Annotated in this window: 19 protein-coding genes; 15 read left to right on the plus strand and 4 right to left on the minus strand. The window is 47.2% G+C overall.

All coding sequences use genetic code 11. The features are described 5' to 3' along the window. Positions 1-42: 42 nt before the first annotated feature. From rpsF to NE619_RS12060, 7 genes are all read left to right on the plus strand, one after another. Positions 43-330: a 30S ribosomal protein S6 gene (rpsF, locus tag NE619_RS12030; RefSeq protein WP_256132670.1), complete on the plus strand. Its 288-nt coding sequence runs from the start codon at positions 43-45 to the stop codon at positions 328-330. 12 nt (positions 331-342) lie between these two features. After that, positions 343-774 (plus strand): single-stranded DNA-binding protein, encoded by a 432-nt coding sequence (locus tag NE619_RS12035; protein ID WP_256132671.1) that lies wholly within the window; start codon positions 343-345, stop codon positions 772-774. An 18-nt stretch (positions 775-792) separates the two neighbouring features. After that, positions 793-1,023, plus strand: a complete 231-nt coding sequence (gene rpsR, locus NE619_RS12040; protein WP_256132672.1) for a 30S ribosomal protein S18 — start codon at positions 793-795, stop codon at positions 1,021-1,023. A gap of 84 nt (positions 1,024-1,107) precedes the next feature. After that, positions 1,108-2,538, plus strand: coding sequence for a sigma-54 interaction domain-containing protein (locus NE619_RS12045; protein WP_256132673.1), 1,431 nt, complete (start codon positions 1,108-1,110; stop codon positions 2,536-2,538). A 234-nt stretch (positions 2,539-2,772) separates the two neighbouring features. Further along, complete coding sequence (locus tag NE619_RS12050; RefSeq protein WP_256132674.1) at positions 2,773-3,759, plus strand: carbon-nitrogen hydrolase family protein; 987 nt, start codon at positions 2,773-2,775, stop codon at positions 3,757-3,759. A 4-nt stretch (positions 3,760-3,763) separates the two neighbouring features. Continuing rightward, the gene (locus NE619_RS12055; RefSeq protein ID WP_256132675.1) at positions 3,764-5,185 is read left to right on the plus strand and encodes an MFS transporter; all 1,422 of its coding nucleotides are present in this window, start codon (positions 3,764-3,766) and stop codon (positions 5,183-5,185) included. A 262-nt stretch (positions 5,186-5,447) separates the two neighbouring features. Continuing rightward, positions 5,448-5,693 (plus strand): hypothetical protein, encoded by a 246-nt coding sequence (locus tag NE619_RS12060; RefSeq protein ID WP_256132676.1) that lies wholly within the window; start codon positions 5,448-5,450, stop codon positions 5,691-5,693. A 399-nt stretch (positions 5,694-6,092) separates the two neighbouring features. On the opposite strand, the gene NE619_RS12065 is transcribed toward NE619_RS12060, so the two are convergent. Further along, positions 6,093-6,758 (minus strand): M15 family metallopeptidase, encoded by a 666-nt coding sequence (locus NE619_RS12065; protein ID WP_256132723.1) that lies wholly within the window; start codon positions 6,756-6,758, stop codon positions 6,093-6,095. 145 nt (positions 6,759-6,903) lie between these two features. On the opposite strand from NE619_RS12065, the gene NE619_RS12070 reads away from it, so the two are divergent. From NE619_RS12070 to NE619_RS12105, 8 genes are all read left to right on the plus strand, one after another. Beyond that, positions 6,904-7,638 carry a DUF2232 domain-containing protein gene (locus NE619_RS12070; RefSeq protein WP_256132677.1) on the plus strand — a complete coding sequence of 245 codons (735 nt, stop codon included), beginning with the start codon at positions 6,904-6,906 and terminating at the stop codon, positions 7,636-7,638. A 27-nt stretch (positions 7,639-7,665) separates the two neighbouring features. Next, positions 7,666-9,420, plus strand: coding sequence for a DHH family phosphoesterase (locus NE619_RS12075; RefSeq protein WP_256132678.1), 1,755 nt, complete (start codon positions 7,666-7,668; stop codon positions 9,418-9,420). 27 nt (positions 9,421-9,447) lie between these two features. Next, on the plus strand, positions 9,448-9,891 hold the full coding sequence (gene rplI / locus NE619_RS12080; protein WP_256132679.1) for a 50S ribosomal protein L9: 444 nt from the start codon (positions 9,448-9,450) through the stop codon (positions 9,889-9,891). Positions 9,892-9,909: 18 nt separating this feature from the next. Beyond that, positions 9,910-11,235, plus strand: a complete 1,326-nt coding sequence (gene dnaB / locus NE619_RS12085; protein ID WP_256132680.1) for a replicative DNA helicase — start codon at positions 9,910-9,912, stop codon at positions 11,233-11,235. 2 nt (positions 11,236-11,237) lie between these two features. After that, on the plus strand, positions 11,238-11,438 hold the full coding sequence (locus tag NE619_RS12090) for a DUF1858 domain-containing protein (protein WP_256132681.1): 201 nt from the start codon (positions 11,238-11,240) through the stop codon (positions 11,436-11,438). Beyond that, a complete protein-coding gene (locus tag NE619_RS12095; protein ID WP_256132682.1) occupies positions 11,428-12,699 on the plus strand; it encodes a DnaD domain protein in 1,272 nt (423 codons plus the stop codon). The genes NE619_RS12090 and NE619_RS12095 overlap by 11 nt, the downstream gene beginning before the upstream one ends. Then, on the plus strand, positions 12,672-14,114 hold the full coding sequence (locus NE619_RS12100; protein ID WP_256132683.1) for a M23 family metallopeptidase: 1,443 nt from the start codon (positions 12,672-12,674) through the stop codon (positions 14,112-14,114). Before NE619_RS12095 ends, NE619_RS12100 begins: the two co-directional genes overlap by 28 nt. A gap of 614 nt (positions 14,115-14,728) precedes the next feature. Next, positions 14,729-14,884: a hypothetical protein gene (locus tag NE619_RS12105; RefSeq protein WP_256132684.1), complete on the plus strand. Its 156-nt coding sequence runs from the start codon at positions 14,729-14,731 to the stop codon at positions 14,882-14,884. 1 nt (position 14,885) lies between these two features. Here the strand turns inward: NE619_RS12105 and NE619_RS12110 are convergent, their stop codons facing one another. The 3 genes from NE619_RS12110 to NE619_RS12120 form a co-directional block, all read right to left on the minus strand. After that, positions 14,886-15,986, minus strand: coding sequence for a S8 family peptidase (locus NE619_RS12110; protein ID WP_256132685.1), 1,101 nt, complete (start codon positions 15,984-15,986; stop codon positions 14,886-14,888). A gap of 88 nt (positions 15,987-16,074) precedes the next feature. Continuing rightward, the gene (locus tag NE619_RS12115; RefSeq protein ID WP_256132686.1) at positions 16,075-17,265 is read right to left on the minus strand and encodes a BTAD domain-containing putative transcriptional regulator; all 1,191 of its coding nucleotides are present in this window, start codon (positions 17,263-17,265) and stop codon (positions 16,075-16,077) included. 10 nt (positions 17,266-17,275) lie between these two features. Beyond that, positions 17,276-18,331, minus strand: coding sequence for a type IV pilus twitching motility protein PilT (locus NE619_RS12120; protein WP_256132687.1), 1,056 nt, complete (start codon positions 18,329-18,331; stop codon positions 17,276-17,278). Position 18,332: the final 1 nt, after the last annotated feature.

An 18,332-nucleotide genomic window follows, 5' to 3' on the forward strand; every position in this document is an offset into this window, starting at 1 on the left:
GCAGAAGGCGGGCGCCATTTAGTCCACAGGGAGGTGAAACGAATGACAAATTATGAAGTTATGTTCATTATCGACCCAGTTCTCGAAGAGGAGAAGAAGGAAGCGACTGTTGAGACTGTAAAGCAGATCATCAGCGCCGACGGCGAAGTCTCCAAAGTAGATGTATGGGGAATGAGAAAACTTGCTTATCCGATTCAGAAGAAAAATGACGGATACTATGTCGTTGTCGAATTCAAAGCCAGCGAAGAGCTGCCTAAAGAATTAGACAGAAGACTCAAGATCTCAGATAACGTAATGAGACACATGATCATCAACAAAGATGAGAAATAAAGGGGTGCGGGTATGAATAACGTAGTACTGATCGGCAGATTAACAAGGGACCCTGAAGTAAGATATACTTCCGAAACACAGATGGCGGTTGCCAGATTCAGCGTGGCTATCGACCGTCCTGTAAGATCCGGAGGCGAAAAGCAGACCGACTTTCCCAACGTCGTTGTGTTTGGAAAACAGGCGGAAAACTGCGAACGTTTCCTGAGAAAAGGCAGACTCGTAGGAGTGCAGGGCCGTATACAGACGGGAAAATACACCAACAAGGACGGAGCAACCGTATACACAACGGAAGTTGTTGCCAATAACGTAGAATTTTTAGACTGGGGTGATCGGAACGAAAGAAGCGATAGACCGGCACCACAGCAGGCCTCTTCTCCACAGAAGGATGACATGGGCATCCCGGAAGGATTCCAGGCCATCGAGGATGAGGACATCCCATTCTAAGAGAAAGGAGATAATGTCATGGATAGAAGACGCGGCGGCATGAGAAGAAAAAAAGTATGCCAGTTCTGTGCGGACAAGACAGAAACCATAGATTACAAAGACGTTGAAAAACTGAAAAAGTATGTAACGGAAAGAGGTAAGATTCTTCCTAAGAGAATTACCGGAACTTGCGCAGTACACCAGAGAGAAGTAACAAAAGCAATCAAGAGAGCAAGAATCGTTGCACTGCTGCCATACACAGCAGACTAAGAGAAAAAACAAGCGGAATCAGCAGGCTTAACGCATGCGGGTTCCGTTTTTTCTTTAGAACGGTATAGAAAGAAAGGATCGAAGATGGGCAAGAACAAGCACCAGGATTTTCAGCTGACGCCGGAGGAATGCAAACGGATACTGGATCATATCGGCGGCCTGGTTGTCATTGATCAGGAAGGAAAGATACGCTACCTTTCGGAAGATATGCGCGAAAGGATTTCCAGCATCAGCGGCGAGCGCCTTCCTGAGCAGGTGGTAGGAAAAGATATCCGAGAAATCCATCCCACCAGCAAGTTGATCGATTTGCTGGAATCGGGAAGCAACGACGATCTGGCCGTATATCTTACGATGGGTTTCATCAACATTGCCAGAGTGAGGCCTTTGTATGAGGACGGGAAGCTGGCAGGGGCCATGGACTTTGATCTGTTCGGCAATGCGGAAGATCTAAAAAAGCTTTTTGACAAACTGGTGAAACTAACGGAAGAAGGAATTTTGGATTTTTCCGACAGCATCGATTTGATTACAACCAAAGACAAGCGGCTGAAAAATATCAAGTATTCCATTTCCGACATTCTGGGAGAAAGCCCGGGTATTTTAGACTTGAAGAAACAGCTGTTTCGTATGTCCGATTCGGAATCGATGGTTCTCATTGAAGCGGAAACAGGCTGCGGGAAAGAGTTGGTGGCCCATTCCATACATAACCTGAGCAAGCGGCGGAAAAATCCTTTGATCGAAATCAACTGCGCCGCGATTCCGGAAAACCTTTTCGAGTCGGAGCTTTTCGGCTATGAAGAAGGCTCCTTCACCGGCGCGCAGCATGGCGGGAAAGCAGGAAAGCTGGAGCTGGCGGAAAAGGGAACCCTTTTTCTCGATGAGATCGATAAGCTGCCCTATCATATCCAGCCAAAGCTTCTGCGGGTGCTGCAGGAAAGGGAGTTTGCCCGGATCGGCGGAAAAGTAAAGCCCATGGATGTGCGAATCATCGCCGCTTCCAACAAAAATCTGGCGGCGCTGGTTCGAGAGGACAAATTCAGGGAGGACCTGTACTACCGTCTCAATGTGATACGTCTGACAATCCCACCTCTCCGGGAAAGAAAGGAAGATATCGGTCTCTTTGTAGAGCAGGGAATCCGCGAAATGAACGACCGGTTGAACAAAAATGTTGAAGGAGTTTCCCCGCAGGTCATGAAGGTCTTCAATGAATACGGGTGGCCCGGAAACGTGCGGGAGCTAAAAAATCTGATCGAACGGGCGATGAACCTCTGCGGCGGCAAGCGTATCGAATTAAGCGATCTGGGCGACTTTCTTTCGGAAGCGCTCTACCCGGAGCTGGACGGCGATTTTCTGTCCGAAAGCAATCCGCTTCAGCGCGCCAGAGATCTGGCGGAACAGAAAGTGATCTTAAAGGCACTGGATCTCTGTGGCGGCAATAAACAGAAAACCGCAGAACTTTTAAAAATTTCCCGGGCAACGCTATACAATAAACTCGATGGCATCAGCAAAAGTGTATAAATTTATAGACAATGTATAATTTATTAGACACAACAGGCGGAAAAATAAAATAATTCCTTAAAAAAGTGTATAGTTTTTTATACACTTTTTTAAAACGCAAAGGAAAAACAGAAGAAAAGAGTGTGTTTATTCCGTATTTTCAGACATTTTTGGTGGCACGTATCTTGCAAATTATAAAATTAAATTTGCGCAAATGATCGTTTTAGTTTTCTGTAATATGAGGAGGAACCAAAAATGGGAAGGTTTTTAAACGTGGGCATTATACAAATGCCGATATCAAAGGATACAGCCCAAAATTACGAGTATCTGGAAGATGCTCTTTCTCGCATCATGTCCGGCTATCACAAGCCGGAGCTGGTGGTGGGCGTAGAATGTCTGCAATGCTATACGCCGGAGCCGATACCCGGCCCGTCATCGGACTATTTTGCCCGGTTGGCAAAGCAATATGAAATTTATTTTATCCCGGGCACAGTCTATGAGTACAGTGAGGAGCTGCCAAAAGGAATGTACTACAATTCGGCTCCTATCTATGATCCGAAGGGTCGCCTGATTGATGTCTACAGGAAAATGTGTCCATGGTATCCGTCGGAAGAATTCGCAGCGCCGGGAAATCATTATGTGGCCTTTGACCTCCCGGAAAAACAGACCAAGATAGGCGTACAAATTTGTTACGACATGAATTTCCCCGAAATTTCCAGAAATGAAACTCTCATGGGCGCCGAAGTCCTGATTAAGCTGACCATGGACCCACAGGAGCTCTATCAACTGAATAAACATGTCCATTACACCAGAGCGCTGGAAAATCAAGCGTACCTGGTTTCCACCAACTGTGTGGGCAAGTTCGGAGCGTTTCAACTGTATGGACACTCGCAGGTTATTTCACCGGAAGGAAATTTACTTTGGGAAGGGGAGCAGGAAGAGGCTATAGCGACGGTGACTTTGGATCTGGACCTGGTAAAACGATGCCGGGAATACGGGACTTGCTTTATGGACCACTATCTGCAGCATCTCAAGCTTTTCTCCCCACCCATGCCCTTTGCGGAAGATGTAACAGCTGCTCCTGTTTTTCATAATATGACAGCACCGGCTAGGAATCCGGAAGAATATGAAAAGCGGATGCAAAAAATCGGCGCCTCTCAGCTTGGTAAAAAAGCTGCCGCGCAGGCAGACATCGAAAAATATCAAAAGAACCTGAAAGCATTTTTCGAGGAAAGAAGGTGAGGATATGAATCGTACGGAGAAACTTCCTTATAAGGTTAAGCTTGGGTATGGGATAGGTCAAATGGCCGATTCGATTCCTTATAATATGTTTAGTATCTATTTTCTCTTTTTCCTGACGGATGCGGCGGGATTGCCCGCAGCGCTGGGTGGGACAATCTCTATGATTGCCCTATTATGGGATGCTGTCACAGATCCGGTGGTCGGGCATATGTCGGACACCTGTACTTCCCGCTTCGGCAGGAGGAGGCCGTTTATGCTGGTTTCGCTTTTGCCTTTATCCATAACTATGGTGCTGCTCTTTGTTCCCGTTGCCTTTGGAACTGCGGCTTCCATTGCGTACTATGTACTGATTGCACTGCTATTCAGAACCTTTTACACCGGCTTTGTAATTCCATATTTTTCACTGGGGGCAGAAATTACGCAGGATTACGACGAACGCGTAACGATCCAGTGCATGGCGGGTTATTTCATATACATCGCAGTATGGGCTGTTACAGCAGGGCCGATGGTGGTCATCGACAGGGTGGTTAAAAGTGGAGTAAGCTATGGCAACGCATGGACGATCGCTGCCGCAGTGTTTGCTGTAGTGGGACTTTGCTGCGGACTTGTTTCATGGCGCTCCCTCAAAGGCCGCGAGATGGCGGACCAGAGGACGCTTCACATGGACCAGCGAGCAGTCAGTCTGAGCAGCGTATTCAAAAGCTATCTGCCTCTGCTGAAAGATAAAATCATGATTTATCTAATTTTACTTCGCCTGACCTTTATCTTTTCAGGTGCGGTAAGCACAGCTGCCTTTGTTTATTTAATGTCTTCAAACCTGGGGCTTAACGAAGCACAACAAGCGTTGTACTGGACTTTTTATTCGATCATTTATATCATAGCTATCGCCATATGCAATGTCTTGTCGAACAAAACAGAAAAAAAGGCGGCCCTTATTGCTACGGTCACCTTATCCATAACCGCAAGTGTTTTTTTCTATTTCCATAATATTAATTCCTTTGGGGAGCTGATTGTGTTCACATGCCTTTGTTCCCTCTGTAGTGCGTGCTTTTGGACCGTTGGCGCAACGTTGGTCTATGATTATAACGAGGTGGTGGAGTTCAAGGGAGGCAAAAGACAGGAAGGTGCCATTTCCGGACTGATTCTGTTTTCGCAAAAGGTAGGTTCGGCTATTGCCATATGGCTGAGCGGCCTTCTGCTTTCCGGCGTGGGGTATGACGGTATGGCAGAAGTTCAGACGGAGACTGTTAAACAAGGAATCCTTTTTTTGAATACACTGGCGCCTGCCATCATTTCACTGACATCGATCATTTGCGTGATTCTCTATCCGATAAACAGGAAGAATTTTGCTTTGTTGAAAAAAGCGCTGGCCCTGAAAAACGAAGGAAAAGAATACTCGACAGAAGGGTTTGAGAAGCTGCTGTAGGTTGCTGTTTCAAACTAACCAAGCCAGCCCGGTCCGGGCTGGCTCAGCTGCTCCGGCCCGACCCCGGGCGGTAACTTTTTCGAAAAAAAGAGAAAAGTTACGCAAAGATGTGGGTTTGCGGGCCCTCAAAGCGGCAGAAAGTGAAAATTTGTGCTTCCGGTCGTTTCCGAGGCCGTGAAATCGTTGAAAAGTGCGTAACTTTCTTCAAAAAAAGGCCTCGAGTTACCACAATCGTTATATCTTGGAAAGAGGAGATAATAAAATGAAAGCCATAGATTTTTTTCACAAATTTAGAAACCTGATGCAGGAAGACAATACATATAAGGATGGGCGTAAGTATAAAGAAATCTATAAAAAAGATGCACCGGAGTTTACAAAACTTGTAAATAAGCAGATAGTACCTGCTATTATTGGTTCGGAAAGCAACGTGGGATGCAGCCAAGAGTACTATAGAATAGATGTAACAAGCTGGATCAATAGAAAAGACGAGTTTAAAAATTCTCGGTAATTGCAGAGGATATGAAGATTATACGGAGTTCGATTACAGAGGATATTTATATAGTTATGAAAAAGAAAAGTTTGAACAGCTTACATAATGATATGGGAAAAGTTGATCTAGGCCCAACCCTGCCCGGCCAGGGCGGTAACTTTTTCGAAAAAAAGAGAAAAGTTACGCAAAGATGTGGGTTTGCGGGCCCTCAAAGCGGCAGAAAGTGAAGATTTGTGCTTCCGGCCGTTTCCGAGGCCGTGAAATCGTTGAAAAGTGCGTAACTTTCTTCAAAAAAAGGCCTCGAGTTACCATAGAGCCCGAGGCGAGCCGAACTGGCCCGGCCCGGATCGGCATGGTCACCCAGCTCCGGCTCGGCCCGGATCGCTTCAGACTGAGGCGCCCGGTTCCGGCCCAGGGCTACTTCTCAAAGTGCTGGTAATCTTTCAGCGAATTCCAGTCCCCTCCCCAGGAAAAGCCATGTTTCTTAAAAAGAGTGTAGATAAAATCACCCCGCTGTATCATAGCGGAGGCGTATTTTCCGGTACATTTTTTCTCGTCCCGCTGCGCATAGGCTTTGCCGTTTGCGGGCAGCACTGTATTCCCCTTCACATAAGGGTTTATTTGGGGGTTGATGTCGATGGCCATGCCGCAGGCGTGGCGGGACAAACTGCTGCTGCCGGTGATCTTTCGATAGTTAAAGGATGTGGTGTTATTGGCTTCCATGGATTTTTCATCGCTGGCCCCGTAATTGTCGATAAGAGAGACCTCTTCCAGAGGATATTCATGTTTATACAATTCATAAAAAATTTCCGCGATATCCTTGGCGATTCTGCGATTGACAATCAGCTCTCCGCTTTTTTCGTTTCCTTCAAAATCCACATACTTGATTTTCACGTATCGCAGGTCATCCAGAGAGATGTCCGGATTTTCCCGGTAGGAACTTCCTGTAATTCTCGATTCAATAGCAGGGGAGATTTCGTGATAAGAAAAACCGTCTTTATAAACGGTGCCGGGGGTATTGGATATCTGAGGAAATACGGATGTGGATGCCATCAAGAGACAGCTGACCAGGCATATAGTCATTTTATTCAAAAAAACACCCTCCTTTCCTATAAGGTATTTTAGCAGAAAAAAGGCACAACATCTAGTGGCAGACAAGAGCTCTTAATTATGTTATAATGAACTTCAACCATCGATTTGCGGTACTGCCGCGAGGAAGGAACCTTTCATGTATTTGACTTTTATCTTTATAGCGGCGCTCGTTCTGCCTGTTCCCGTGATGATACCGGCCATGGGAAAGAAACTGTCGCCCTACCGGGTGGTACTGGAAGGAATCTTTGCAGGAGTTATCGGATCAATTCTTATCATGATAATTGCTTCTGCCACAGGAAACGGGATCTTAGACACGATCCAGGAAAGTGTCCGCTATATGGCCCAGACAGTGGCAAAGGACCCAATGATTGGGGAACTGCTTGGAAAAGAGACCACTGAGACAGAAAGGGTACAGCTTTTAATTCAGGTGTATGGACAGGCTGCTAATTTAGTGCCCTCCACCATTTGCATCTTTACAGCAATCGCAGCTTATATCGAATATATTATACTTAGCAGAATTGTAAAACCGGAAGGTATCCCCGCGCTTAGGATGCCGAAGTTCCGAGAATTTGATCTCCCAAGAAATGTTATTATCGGTTGGGTAGTAATATTCCTGTTATCTTGGATTTTAGCAAAAACAGGAATGCATGCGGGAGAGCTGCTGTATGGAAACATAAACGCATTGTTTAACTTTGTGTTCTGCCTTCAGGGGATGTCCGTTCTTTTCATGTTCTGTTATAAAAGAAAGGCACCCAAGGCAATCGCTGTTATCATCATCATCTTCTTTCTTTTTTCCGGTTTCGGAAAGCTTGTTCTGCTGATCCTGGGATTTGCGGACGTAATATTCAGACTGAAAGAAAAACTAAAATGATGATACAGGAATAGGAGATTATACTTCATGTATGTAAGTCGGATAGAAAAATTGCTTGCCGCATATTCCCCGGTACCTCTTTGTGTAGTCAATCCACAGGGAAAGGTATCGAGAGCCAGCTCGAAAATCGACGAGGTTTTCATTTATGATGGAATCAGGGGAGCGGATGTATATGCCCTCACGGGCATCAAACATTCGGAGATTATTGCGGCAACGAATGAAAAAAGATCACTGACCATTTCCCGTAACGACAAGATATTTAAGATCTTGACCTCCTTTATCGGAGACGGTGAACTGGCCAGTATTGCTATGTACTTTTTCGATGTTACCACCTATGAGATGCTGAAAACGCTTCACAATCAGGAGAGAAGCTGCATGGCCATCGTCAATGTGGATAATTTTGACGAGCTTACTTCCAGTGCGGGAGAGGAAAAGCAGATGATGCTCGCCTCGGACATTGATAAGGTCATTCGCACCTGGGGCGCGAGAATGAACGCGTCCATCACCAGGTATAAAGAACACCTGTATTTCATGGTCTTTGAGTATAAACATTATGAAAAGCTGGTGGAGACAAAATTCCCGATTCTGGACGAAATGCGGGAACTGGAAACGGAATCGGACTTTCCTGTGACCTTGAGCATAGGAATCGGCGTGGCCGGTAAAACTCCGATGGAAACGGAACAGTATGCCAACGACGCGCTGGAGATCGCACTGGGACGAGGCGGAGACCAGGCAGTCGTAAAGAATGTAAGGCGCATTGAATATTACGGCGGCAAGATGCAGACCGTGGAAAAGCGCAACAAAGGAAAATCCAGAGTTATTGCCCATGCTTTAAAGCAGCTGATCGAACAGTCTTCAAGGGTCATTATCATGGGACACCGCAATCCGGATATGGATTGCTTTGGCGCGGCGCTGGGCATTTTTCGGATCGCTGCCAACATAAAAAAAGAAGCGTACGTTGTTATTAACGGATACAATGAGGCCCTCACAGCGATTTACCAGGCTGCCAGGGAAACGGAAGAATACAGCTTCATCAATTCGGAGAAAGCCATTTCCCTGTGTGATGAAAACGCTTTGATTGTGGTTCTGGACACCCACAGGCCAAGCCTGGTAGAATGTCCGGAGCTTCTGAACATGGAAAAAATCGTAGTCATAGACCATCACAGAAAGGCGGAGGAAGCAATTCCCAACATGATCCTTTCTTACATGGAGCCATATGCGTCTTCCACATCCGAACTGGTGACAGAGATCATCCAGTATTCAGGTGATAAGAAATCTTTGAAAAAGATGGATGCCGAAGCGCTGCTGGCTGGTATCACAGTAGATACCAACCGTTTTGCCGTAAAGACCGGGGTGCGTACCTTCGAGGCCGCTTCATGGCTGAGACGCTGCGGCGCGGACACGGTAACGGTAAAAAAATATTTTCAGGCTGATCTGGAAAGCTTTCAGATTCGGGCAAAATGCATCGCAGGCGCGCAGTTCCTGGATGACGGTATCGCCATGTCGGTCTGCCAGGGAAGAAATCCCAACGCACAGATTGTCAACTCTCAGGTAGCCGATGAATTGCTGACTGTGCAGGGTGTGCGGGCAACCTTTGTGGCCGGACAGAACGAACACGGACAGACCGTGGTCAGCGCCAGATCTCTTGGGGATGTCAACGTACAGCTGATTATGGAACAGCTGGGTGGCGGCGGACATCTCAACACGGCCGGCGCGCAGGTAACGATGACGCCGGAAGAAACTTTGGAAAAACTGAAGGAAATTCTTAAGGATTTTCTTTAACTTATCACATTAGGAGGTTACAATAAAATGATAGTAATATTGCAAAAAGATTTAAAAGGGACAGGCAAAGCAGGCGACGTGGTAAAAGTAAGCGACGGATACGCCAGAAACATGCTGATACCAAAAGGAATCGCAAAGGAAGCAACTGAAGGAAATATAAGAAACCTGGAAAAGCAGAAAGAAATCGCAGCGGAAAAAAAGGCTGAGCAGAAAGCAGCAGCCGAAGAAAACGCCAAGAAGATCAGCGGGCTTTCCGTGACGATCAAAACAAAAGGCGGCGAAGGCGGCAGACTCTTTGGTTCCATTACATCCAAGGACATTGCGCAGGCCCTTGCCGATCAACATAAAATCAAGGTTGACAAGAAAAAGATTGATCTGGACAGCCCGATCAAACAGACCGGAGATTTTACCATCCCAATCAAGCTGTATCCGGAAGTGACGGCTCAGCTGAAGGTGACGGTTACAGTCTAAAGGGAAGAGGCAACAGACATGGAAAGAATTCCTCCTCATAACGAAGAGGCCGAACGTTCTGTCCTGGGCTCCGCCCTTTTGGATAAGGACGCCCTGTTCGATGTGGTAGAACTGCTGGTACCGGATGACTTTTACAGTGAAACCCATAAAGAGATTTTTAAAGCCATCACAGATTTATATAAACGAAGCGCGCCGGTAGACGCGCTGACGGTCTCCGAGGAGCTGAAAAAACGAAACTCACTGGAGATGGTAGGCGGCAGAGCATATGTAGCGACTCTTTCCGCAGATGTTCCATCCACATCCAACGCAGCCGAATACGCAAAGATCATCGCCCAAAAGGCATCTCTTCGAAGGCTCATCACTACGGCCGACGATATCGTCCAAAAGAGCTACGAAGAAAATATGGATACCAATGCGATTCTGGATTTTGCGGAACAGGGAATCTTCGAAATTGCCCAAAAGGGACAAAAGAGCGATTTTGCGCATATCAAGGACGTTCTGCTGGAAAACATCAATATTATTGATAAAATTTCCCAGCTGGAAGGAAACCTCACCGGTTTGACCACCGGATTCCGGGATCTGGATCAGATGACCTCCGGACTGCAGAGGTCGGATCTGATTATTCTGGCGGCGAGACCTGCCATGGGAAAGACCGCCTTTGCTCTGAGCGTAGCTCAGCAGGCAGCCATTAAGGGCGGCGCCAGCGTAATGATCTTCAGTATGGAGATGTCCAAGGAGCAGCTGGGTCAGAGACTGCTGTCCATGGAATCCCGCATTGACATGCAGAACTTAAAAACAGGAAACCTGGAAAGAAAAGACTGGGACCAGATCAACATGGCGCTCGATGTCCTTTCCAGAGCCAACATTAATATTGACGATACCCCGGGTATCAGCATTATGGAGATGAAGAACAAATGCCGCCGGCTTAAAGCAGAAAGCGGATTGGATCTGATTGTCATCGACTATCTCCAGCTGATGAATCTGGAGGGCAAAAAAACGGACAGCAGAACGCAGGAGATCTCAGCGCTTTCCAGAAACCTGAAGCTCCTGGCAAGGGAGCTGGACTGTCCGGTCATTGTTCTCTCACAGCTGTCCCGTGCGCCCGAGCAGAGGCCCAATCACAGGCCGATGCTGGCCGACCTTCGTGAATCAGGGTCCATCGAGCAGGACGCGGACATCGTAATTTTCCTTTATCGGGATGAATATTACAATGAGGACACCGATAAGCCCGGAGAATGTGAAGTTATTGTTGCCAAGCACAGAAGCGGACCTACCGGGACCGTGGACGTGACATGGCTGGGTAAATATACAAGATTTGCTGACAAGAGCAGCATTGGGAGGTAACCATGAAGGAAATCACCAAAGATATGATGATTTGCGAGATACTGGACATGAATCCTCAGCTGGAAGATGTCTTTATCTCTCACGGACTGAACTGTGTGGGCTGCCCGGGCAGCAGCGGGGAGACCCTCCAGGATGCGGCAGAGGGCCACAGCGTCGATCTGAGCAAACTATTGGAGGATCTAAACAAAGCTAATGAACTTTAGGCGGGAACAGACAAAGGACTATTATTTGCTGGACACAGATGTTGAGAATATTTTTATCAATGAATATATGGCTTCCGCTCCCGGCGATTATGTGAAGGTCTACCTTTTTGCTCTCATGTATGCCAACCTGGGTGAGGAGATGGAAAACGAAACCATTGCCAAACAGCTTGGCCTGCAGGAAGAGGATGTTCTGAAAGCATGGACCTATTGGGAGAGCATGGGTGTCATTTCCAAGTGCCGAAAAAACGCAGATGATAAATTCAATTACGAGGTGGAATTCATTAACCTCAAAGAGCTGCTGTACGGCAAGACACCGAAGAAAAAAAAGAAGCCTGTGGATGACAGCACAAAAGCTGTCATGGCGGATAAAAACATTCAGAGCATGTTTCGTTCCATAGAACGTGTCGTAGGCAGGGTGATCAGCGGCGCCGAAATGATGGAGATCCTTTCCTGGATCAACGATTTCAATGCTTCGCCGGAGGTCATCGTTTACGGATATTCCTACTGCGCTTCCAAAGAAAAGAAAAACATTCGATATGTGGCCGCAGTGGTAAAGGGCTGGGTCTCAGAAGGGCTGAGCGATGTGCTTGCGGTAGAGGAATATCTGAAAGAAAGAGATCAGAGGCACTATCTCTATAAGAGAGTGCTTAAAGCTTTGGGATTTGATCGAAACCCGACGGAAGAAGAAAAGAAAATCATGAACCGTTGGTTCGATGATATGAATTATACCATCGACAAAGTGCTTGAGGCCTGCGGCAAGACCAGCGGCATATCCAATCCCAACATCAACTATGTCAACAAAGTCCTGCTCAACTGGTACGAAGAAAAGACCGGGACAGTGGGAGGAAAGCCGAAGCCAGTCTCTGTTTCTACGGTACTCAAATATTACAGCTATTTGAGAAACAAAGAAGAAGAGGAGGCCGACGCTCACAAAAGGGATCTGTATGAAAAAATCCCGCGCCTGCGGGAAGTGGAAGAAGAGATGAACTCCTGCAGAATGAAGATGTCAAAGGTCATCATTTCTGACAGGATTGATAAACAGGCGGAAATCAAAAGACTACAGGACACCGTAGACAGCCTGAGCAGAGAGAGAGCAGTTCTTTTGACCGACAATGACTTTGAACTCGATTATCTGGATGTGCACTATAAGTGTAAAATATGTAAGGACACCGGAACTAACGACGAGGGTGAGCGCTGTGAGTGCTTTAACCTCCGGACGAAAGAGGCGGAACTATGGCAGAAAAATTTGACAACCGAATAAACACATTAACAGAAAAATTGAATACAAAAAAGCCGGGCAAATTTGCCCAATTTCGAAAATTCTCGGAACAGCATAGAAAACTATTTTTAGCGGTATTTGCGGCATTTATTATAGCCACGGTTGGAATGCTGGGCATCTTCAATCACTATATGGCGTACGAATACTCCTACAATGGAAAAGTTTTAGGAGTTGTTAAAGACAAGGAAGACGTGCTCAGAATTACCGACCTGGTACAGAGCGCCCTTACCGAAGAAAGAGACATTGAAGTCATCATTGACAAGAAAAAGGATATAAGCTTTAAGCGGGTATCCGCCTTTGGCAAGGACACTCACATTGATACTTCGGAAGAAGTTCTCAAACGGCTTACCTATGTAGGCGATGTCAACGTCAAGGCCTACAGCATCACTGTCAACGGAAAACATGCCGCAGTAGTTGACAGCGAAGAATCCGCAAAGAAGGTTCTCAGCGCTCTTAAAGACGATTACACCGACGAAGGTGAGAACGTAGTAGTTGAAGACGCGAAGTTCGTTGAAGACGTTGAGATCAAAGAGGTCAATACGGACCTGGAAAACCTGCAGCAGGAAGAGGATGCGAAAAATGCGCTGAAGACTGGAAACGTTGTTGAAAAGACGCATGTCGTTAAAGCCGGAGAAACCTTGGCGGACCTGGCGAAGGACAGCAGCATGACAGAAGAGCAGATCATAGAAATGAATCCGGAAATCAATCCGAAAAAGCTGGAAGTGGGAAGCGAAATCAAGATGCAGGAAGAAGAACCGGTGGTTACGCTGAAGGCTTCCGAACTGGTCACATATGAAGAACCGATCGACTATGAGACCGTAGAAAAGAAATCCGATAAAATTTATGAAGGCGAAAAGGAAGTAAAGACCAAGGGTAAAAAGGGTACAAAGGTCATTACGGCCAGAGTAGAAAAAAGCAACGGTGAGGAATCCACAAAGGTTCCAATCGTAGAAAAAGTTGAAAAAGAACCGACAACAGAGGTTGTTCTCGTGGGAACCAAGGAAAGACCTCCGACGATCGGATCAGGAAAATACATATATCCGGTTACCAACTATCGCATATCCTCACCATTTGGCGCACGCTGGGGCAGAAACCATAACGGCGTAGACCTGGCCTGTGCGATGGGAACCGATGTAATGGCCGCTGACGGCGGAACGGTTACCTGGGCAGGATATAAAGGAAGCTTCGGATATCTGGTAATCATCGACCACCAAAACGGCATGGAAACCTATTATGGACATAACTCCAAGCTCCTTGTTAAGGAAGGCGATAAAGTGTATCAGGGATATCATATCGCAGAATCAGGCAGCACCGGCAGAAGCACCGGCCCGCATTGCCACTTTGAAATCAGAGTCGATGGTAATCCGGTCGATCCGATGCCATATCTTCCAAAATAAAGAATAAAACTGAAAATGCTTGTTATGGACGGCGTAGCCTTTGGCTACGCCGTTTTTACACCGTGAGTGGTCAATCGCCATTCTCTGCTCTATGTCGAGGTCCGTATGAAGGGTTATTTTTTTACTCCCATATATCCGTACAGGCAAACAGATTCTCCAACTACATTTCTTGGGAAATGTTTTTCCTTGCTGCTCGTCTTTCCCAGCACTTTCTTTTCGCTTACATAGAGTCCCTGTTTTTCCCATGCGTATTTGAGTGAAGAAAAGGTCATTCGTTCCGGACGGAAATTGGGATGGTCCTGCCTGAAGCCCTGCAGACTTTGGGGAGTTTTATCATAATGTGATAGGTACTGCCTGATTTTCTTTATCCGCTTTAAGGAGGGATTAACAACAAGATAGGTATGCTCGCTTCCCAGCTTTTCAATATATTCTAAAAGAAAATTCAGCGTAAAGGGACCCGCCAGAACAAAACTGGGTGACTGAAGCCTTGATGATATCTGATTGTACATCCACAAGTAGGTTTTTTCAATTAACAGGCGGTAGGACGGGCTGTATTCATTGTTGATCCGACGAGAGTATCGGCAAAAGCCTATTATAGAAGCCTTCCGTTCCTAATGGCCGAGGAGGGACCGGATGAAAAAAGCATCCAACTGATCGACCAATGTATCGCAGCGATCGGCGGCAATGAAAGATTCTTTAGCAAGGAACCCTTCTTAGCCGGAATCGCGCAAAATAAAGATGCTGATATTGTCAATAAAGTAATGGGATAACTTATCGAAAAACACCTTTGTAAAGGCGGCCCCGGCCCTGCGTGTTGCGGTCCGCCTTTTTTATTGGCTGAGCCGCCTCGATCAATGCGCTTTTGACCTCCAAGGGGTGCGCCTGAGGATATTTCGCGCAGTAGACCGCAGCCAGACCGGCTACATAAGGCGCGGACATGGAGGTTCCCGTTTGTGAAAGATATCCCTTGGGATTTTCTGCGGATAAGGAAATGATGTCAACACCGGGAGCCAGTACGTCCGGCTTTGGCAGACCCGCTGGGGAAGGCCCGCGGCTGGAAAAATCGGGCACGCTGTTTTCATTGTCGCAGGAGCCTACGGTCAGAACCAGAGGACTGGTACCCGGTGATGTAATGGTCCGCTTTTCAGGACCGCTGTTTCCTGCGGCGGCAACAACGCAAAGCCCTGCGCAGACCAGCGCATTGGCGCCCAAAACCAGGGGATCAAGCTGCGTACCGGGAGATGCGGCGATACCCAGAGAGAGGTTGACTACTCGTATGTTGTAGCGCCGGTGATTATCATAAATCCACTGCATGGCGGCCAAGATATCGGAGGCGCTGCCGTTGCCTTCCCGATCCAGCGCTTTCAGCGAGACCAGGGCAGCCCCGGGAGCAGTTCCCAGAAACTTGCCTGAGGAATATCCGTTTCCCAGCGCGATTCCGGCAACATGAGTACCGTGGCCGTCATCGTCATAAGGCAGCTTCTTTCCGTTGACAAAGTCTTTAAAATAAAGAATCCGGTTGAACGGCCGGATCAAATCGTAATGAGGAGCAACGCCAGTATCTATAATCGCAACGGCAACTCCGTCTCCCCGCATCCGGGATCGCCTGCGGCATCCCAAAGGGCTGTTTCGGGGAGGGCCGCTTTGTATGGGCAGCTTGGATACTTCCGCGTCCTCCGACATCATAGCAACGCGGCGATTGGTTTTCATTGTCTGGACCCTTTCTTCAGGGATTTCCACACATAAGGCATTGAGAAAGGGCAGTTCATATTTGATGCGGCCGAAGTTTTCAAGGACGCATGAACGAATGTCCTCAATATCCTGCCGCGGATATAAAATAAAGGGGCAATTTCGCCCTTGTTTCTGTTCCATTAAAAAACCTCCAAAACCTGGTCATTTGTATATGTATATGAATACATACGAGTAAATGTACCAGGCTTTGGAGGAAGCATGGGTCGTTTTATCTGGGTTTTGATACAATCGGCTTGATCTTGTAGCTGATAACAAAGTCAGGCACCGAATGCTGGCTGTAAAAAGCCTTCTTTACACGCTCCATCGCGATAGTACCTGTTTTGTGATTGATGGCCGGCAGCAGGATCGCGAACTGCGATGGGCCGTATCTGGAAATGGTATCACCTTTTCTCAGGTTGTGCTTGAGGGCATCCAGGAACATATCCATTACCTTGTCCAAAAGGAGCAGATCCGTATGTTCCTTTTTATCCGCAGGAAGGATGGTAATGAGTCCGAGGAAAATCGTGATATTCAGTCGTTCCAGATTGCGCATGTTCAGCTTGTAGATATCCTTGAAGATGGAATAGTCGCAGACAAAGGCAGTGCTGTCCTCTTCCTCTGACTGCAGATCCTGACAGATGATATCCAGGCTGGCGTTGGAATCGTGTTCAATTTTTACCAGATCCTTGTAAAAGGAAAGTATTTCCGTAGAAGGCGTTACGCCCAGCTGTGTATAATGAAGATTGACCGTATAATTGTAATGAGACATGGCCTCGTTCTTCATACCCAGCTCAAGCAGGGAGGTCATCAGATGAAGATTCAGCTTGGAATCGAACATGTCAACTTCCAGACCTTTTCTCGCCAGGTGCATAACATCATTGTACCGCTGCTGTTTTTCCAAAAGGCTGATTTGCAGGTACAGAACCTTCAGATACAGATTGTGGAAATACATGCTCTTAGGCACGATCCAAGTCTCCGTATCATATCCGGATAAAAGATCCCCCTGATACAACCGCAGAATTTCATCGAAGATCGGTTCCGTTTCTTCCGTCAGATCAGAAGCCTCCAGTGCCTTCTGGCAGAGATCGTCGAAGCGATAAATATCAATATCCGCATTCAAAGCATCGTTCCAGCGATAGGCGCCCTGCTTAGTGATGATCGCTTTGTCCAATCCTTCCTCTTTCAAATTCTGGCGGAGGCGGCTGATTAAGGTTTTCAGCGAACTTTCGGGATTGGCGTTTTCTTCTCCCGGCCAGATGCTTTCAAAGAGACTGAAATTCGTGATGTTCGTATCTCTATTTAAAAGCAGGTACTGTAAAAGAGCCAGTTTTTTCTTGGAATTTCCCAGTTTAGGGACAATATCGATTCCATCGACAACGATCATAAATCGTCCCAGCATATAAATTTCTACTTTAGCCATAGTGTCCTCCCTATAGTTTTCTAGCAAAGGCATCCGGCGAGAAACTGTGCGCCGCTGCCGTGTGTTTATCAATCATACCTGACTGATACAGCTCAATCAGGCTGGAATCCATACTAATCATGCCGTCCTTTGCGCCCGAGTGGATGGCGGACTCGATTTGATGCGTCTTAGCGTCGCGAATCATCGTCCGGACCGCAGGCGTTGCTTTCATCAGCTCGAAAGCCGGTATCAGAGAAGAATCCTCCGCGACTAAAAGCTGCTGTGAAATGACAGCCTGCAAAACCATGGACAGCTGCAGCCGTATCTGGGGCTGCTTTTGGGACGGAAAGTTATCGACGATTCGGTCGATCGTGTTGGCCGCTCCCAGTGTGTGCAGCGTGGATATGACCAGATGACCCGTTTCCGCCGCTGTCATGGCAACGTTGATCGTTTCGGGATCTCGCAGCTCTCCCAGCAGAATCACATCCGGCGTCTGTCTCAGAGACGCCCGCAGGGCGGTCAGGTAGCTCTCCGTATCCAGAGAAATCTCTCTCTGGCTGACAATGCTCATCTTGTGAGGATGCAGAAACTCGATCGGCTCCTCCAATGTGATAATATGCGAATTCCGCGTGGAGTTGATGCGGTCGATCAGGCAGGCCAGGGTAACGGACTTCCCGCTTCCCGAAGGGCCGGTTATGAGGACCAGGCCTTTTGTATATTTGGCCGTGTCCATGACCTGACTGGGAATGTGCATTTTATCCGGATCGGGAAGATCAAAGGAGATAACCCGAATAACGGCCGCCAGTGAACCCCTCTGCTTATATATGCTGGCTCTGAATCTGGCGATTCCGGCAATGGCAAAGGAAAAATCATCGTCACCGGAACGCAGCAGCTTTTCCGTTTCCCGGCCGCCGGCCAGACCGTAGATTTCAAAAATCAGTTCCTTCGTTTGCTTGGGCATCAGCATCTGGTCGGAATAGTTTACAATCCGGCTGTTGATCTTAAAGCCAAGTGGCCTTCCGGCAATAATAAAAATATCCGAAGCGTTCTTTTCCGAAGCATCTTTTAATACATCCGTGATGTTCATA

The organism is Anaerovorax odorimutans, from assembly GCF_024459955.1.
In the GTDB taxonomy this organism is placed as follows: Bacteria; Bacillota; Clostridia; order Peptostreptococcales; family Anaerovoracaceae; genus Hominibacterium; species Hominibacterium odorimutans_A.

Coding starts and splice junctions, on each gene's coding strand:
- rpsF (WP_256132670.1), top strand. CDS start 43: ATGACAAATTATGAAGTTATGTTCATTATCGACCCAGTTCTCGAAGAG.
- NE619_RS12035 (WP_256132671.1), top strand. CDS start 343: ATGAATAACGTAGTACTGATCGGCAGATTAACAAGGGACCCTGAAGTA.
- rpsR (WP_256132672.1), top strand. CDS start 793: ATGGATAGAAGACGCGGCGGCATGAGAAGAAAAAAAGTATGCCAGTTC.
- NE619_RS12045 (WP_256132673.1), top strand. CDS start 1,108: ATGGGCAAGAACAAGCACCAGGATTTTCAGCTGACGCCGGAGGAATGC.
- NE619_RS12050 (WP_256132674.1), top strand. CDS start 2,773: ATGGGAAGGTTTTTAAACGTGGGCATTATACAAATGCCGATATCAAAG.
- NE619_RS12055 (WP_256132675.1), top strand. CDS start 3,764: ATGAATCGTACGGAGAAACTTCCTTATAAGGTTAAGCTTGGGTATGGG.
- NE619_RS12060 (WP_256132676.1), top strand. CDS start 5,448: ATGAAAGCCATAGATTTTTTTCACAAATTTAGAAACCTGATGCAGGAA.
- NE619_RS12065 (WP_256132723.1), bottom strand. CDS start 6,758: ATGACTATATGCCTGGTCAGCTGTCTCTTGATGGCATCCACATCCGTA.
- NE619_RS12070 (WP_256132677.1), top strand. CDS start 6,904: ATGTATTTGACTTTTATCTTTATAGCGGCGCTCGTTCTGCCTGTTCCC.
- NE619_RS12075 (WP_256132678.1), top strand. CDS start 7,666: ATGTATGTAAGTCGGATAGAAAAATTGCTTGCCGCATATTCCCCGGTA.
- rplI (WP_256132679.1), top strand. CDS start 9,448: ATGATAGTAATATTGCAAAAAGATTTAAAAGGGACAGGCAAAGCAGGC.
- dnaB (WP_256132680.1), top strand. CDS start 9,910: ATGGAAAGAATTCCTCCTCATAACGAAGAGGCCGAACGTTCTGTCCTG.
- NE619_RS12090 (WP_256132681.1), top strand. CDS start 11,238: ATGAAGGAAATCACCAAAGATATGATGATTTGCGAGATACTGGACATG.
- NE619_RS12095 (WP_256132682.1), top strand. CDS start 11,428: ATGAACTTTAGGCGGGAACAGACAAAGGACTATTATTTGCTGGACACA.
- NE619_RS12100 (WP_256132683.1), top strand. CDS start 12,672: ATGGCAGAAAAATTTGACAACCGAATAAACACATTAACAGAAAAATTG.
- NE619_RS12105 (WP_256132684.1), top strand. CDS start 14,729: ATGGCCGAGGAGGGACCGGATGAAAAAAGCATCCAACTGATCGACCAA.
- NE619_RS12110 (WP_256132685.1), bottom strand. CDS start 15,986: ATGGAACAGAAACAAGGGCGAAATTGCCCCTTTATTTTATATCCGCGG.
- NE619_RS12115 (WP_256132686.1), bottom strand. CDS start 17,265: ATGGCTAAAGTAGAAATTTATATGCTGGGACGATTTATGATCGTTGTC.
- NE619_RS12120 (WP_256132687.1), bottom strand. CDS start 18,331: ATGAACATCACGGATGTATTAAAAGATGCTTCGGAAAAGAACGCTTCG.